This is a genomic window from Pseudomonas edaphica, assembly GCF_005863185.1.
GTDB lineage: Bacteria > Pseudomonadota > Gammaproteobacteria > Pseudomonadales > Pseudomonadaceae > Aquipseudomonas > Aquipseudomonas edaphica.
On the sequence record NZ_VBVZ01000805.1, the window covers coordinates 1 to 2,369 of the forward strand.

Annotated in this window: 3 protein-coding genes and 1 pseudogene; all 4 read left to right on the top strand. The window is 58.0% G+C overall.

Going from position 1 to position 2,369, the window contains the following annotated elements; translation table 11 throughout:
* Positions 1 to 241 (top strand): annotated as a pseudogene (locus tag FEM54_RS34470) (type II secretion system minor pseudopilin GspK); the annotation flags it as partial.
* A 5-nt stretch (positions 242 to 246) separates the two neighbouring features.
* Positions 247 to 1,320: a general secretion pathway protein GspL gene (locus FEM54_RS30675; protein WP_138454075.1), complete on the top strand. Its 1,074-nt coding sequence runs from the start codon at positions 247 to 249 to the stop codon at positions 1,318 to 1,320.
* Positions 1,301 to 1,897: a type II secretion system protein GspM gene (gspM, locus tag FEM54_RS30680; protein ID WP_138454076.1), complete on the top strand. Its 597-nt coding sequence runs from the start codon at positions 1,301 to 1,303 to the stop codon at positions 1,895 to 1,897. The genes FEM54_RS30675 and gspM overlap by 20 nt, the downstream gene beginning before the upstream one ends.
* A gap of 68 nt (positions 1,898 to 1,965) precedes the next feature.
* The coding region (locus FEM54_RS30685; RefSeq protein WP_138454077.1) for a general secretion pathway protein GspN at positions 1,966 to 2,369 on the top strand (404 nt) is incomplete at its 3' end.

Here is a 2,369-nt window from a genome sequence, read left to right on the forward strand (position 1 = left end):
TATCACATTATGGTCGGGCCTCACCGAACCCGACCCGGATGTCGCCCCCCCGACCCTGTTGACCGTGTTGAACTTGTCACCCCCCAAAATCGCCGTCCAGCGCGGACCTGAGTCGGTGGTCAACGTGGACGTCGTCGCCACCTCTGACAATCAGGTATCCGCCTCTCTGCAGGCAGTCGTTTTTTTATCACCTCAAGGAGGCGGCCAACAGCCGCATCGTGTGCTGCGCTGGAAAGAATGACCCTCATGCTCCAAGCCTTGGCAGAGCGGCAGCGCCCCTGGGTTCGATTGCTGATGCTGCGCTGGCAAGCTTCGTCATTCCCTGCCTTTTTTTCCTGGTGGGGGGCAGAGTTGATGGCCTGTTTACCCGCCTCCTGGCATACCGCGATCAAGCCTGTGAAGACACAACGGTTATTGTTTTTCCAGGGCGATACCTTTTGTACCGACCCCTGGGCCTCACAACAATCCACCGTAGAACCCGGCACGGTCGTACTTGTTCTGCTGCCCTCCCAATTATTGATACACGAGCTATTGCTGCCTGCCGCGGCGGCGCAGAATCTTGCCTCGGTGCTGTCGTATGAAATGGACAAATACACGCCATACAAGGCCAGCCAAGTTTACTTCGACTTCGCTCGTGAGCCCACCGAGCATCGAACGCTGGTTGGTATTCGCTTGGCAGCAGTCAACAGGGAGCGATTGGATACACTCCTCGATCAGGCGCAGCAAGCGGGTCATTTGATCGCCAGCGTCGATGTACTCGACGAGCACGGGGTTCGTTTGAACGTCAATCTGCTCCCCCCTCACCGTCGCCTCCAGATACGTCGCACCTTCATGCGGCCATTTCCGGCGCTGGTGGTGGTTGGCCTTGTCTTGATAATAACCACGATGCTCCTCTGGCTGCACAATCGCCAACAAGCCCTGGAAGAGATGCAGCGCGAGGTCAAGGCCCTGCAACAGCAGACGCAGCACGTCCAGGCAATCAATCAGCAGATCAACGACACCTTGAATGCCCAACGCTATGTCGTCGAACGTCGGGCGCAAACAACGTCCATGAGTGCGCTGCTCAATGAACTGACCCAATGCATCACCCTGGACACCACCCTGGAATACCTGGACATCAGTGTCGATGGCCAAGTGAGCCTGACAGGCCACAGCAACCAGGCCAGTGCGCTGATGTCTTCAATGAAAAGCTGCAGCAGCCTGACAGCTATCAACTTCCAGGGCGCCATCCAGCCGGACTCGGCGACCGGCAAGGACCGGTTCACCCTGCTCGCCACCTTGCGCAAAATGGAGGCCAGCCATGCCCCCAAGACTCCTTAGCGCCAGCCGGCGGGCCGCAGCCTTGGGATTGGCAGCATTGACCTTGGCGGCAGGGTACTTTTTGACCCTGCATGTGTGGTTCAACCAACCGTTGATGGACATTGCCGAGCAGATGCAAACACTGCGCCTCAATCAGCAACGCTATGCCGCGTTATCCAGTCAGGTACCTGCGTTGGAGGCCGCACTGGCGCAGCTCAGAGCCTCTGCTGCGGGCAATGAGAACCTGTTGGCAGATGCAGACATGGGCGCCGCCACCGCCCAACTCATGCAGTTGATTGCAGCCGATCTTCAGACGTTTGCCACGGCTGGCGGCTGCACCGTCACCAATCGGATTCCGGTGGCTGTGAATCAAACAGCGCCCTACCGCCAAGTCAGTGTGCGCATAAACCTGGAATGTGCGATCGAACCACTCGCGGGCCTGTTGCATCAGTTGGAAACCAGCAAGGTATCGATGTTCATCGAGTCCATGAAAATCGAAACGAACCGAACAAGAGCACTCACCGGCAACCGATTGGCTACGCAGCTGTTGATCAGCGCTTATCTGCAAAACCCTGCATTGAAGGAGGCAACGCCATGAACCACCCAAGCATCTGGAAGCTGTGGGCGGGGGCTGGCATGCTTGGCTAAGTAGGGCTGACACTGGGCGTGCTCAATGGCGCAGGGCGTGTCGTGCGATGGCTACCGCCGCTCAACACGCCCGCGGCTCCAGCAAACGCAGCCAGCACTGCGCCCGTCACTTCTACCGAATTACAAACCTATAGCCAGACCTGGGAAAAACCGCTGTTCAATGCCCAGCGGCGACCAGACCCACCTCTCCAGCACAGCGGCGAAAAGGCGCCTGTGGCCCTCAAAGGGCTCACCCTGACCGGCGTGATTGCATCAGGAAAGGTGCGCAAGGCGTTCTTCAAAACTGACGATGGGCAACAGCTATCAGCCCTTGAGCACCAATCGCTGCCCAACGGATGGCTTGTCGATCAGATCGAGCCTTTGCATGTTTCCCTGGTACAGGGGGGCGAGGTCCAAATCCTCACGCTACAGCTGTTGAAAAT

What these genes read in the sequence shown, in the direction of transcription:
- gspM (WP_138454076.1), top strand. Translation starts at nt 1,301, where the DNA reads ATGCCCCCAAGACTCCTTAGCGCCAGCCGGCGGGCCGCAGCCTTGGGA.
- FEM54_RS30675 (WP_138454075.1), top strand. Translation starts at nt 247, where the DNA reads ATGCTCCAAGCCTTGGCAGAGCGGCAGCGCCCCTGGGTTCGATTGCTG.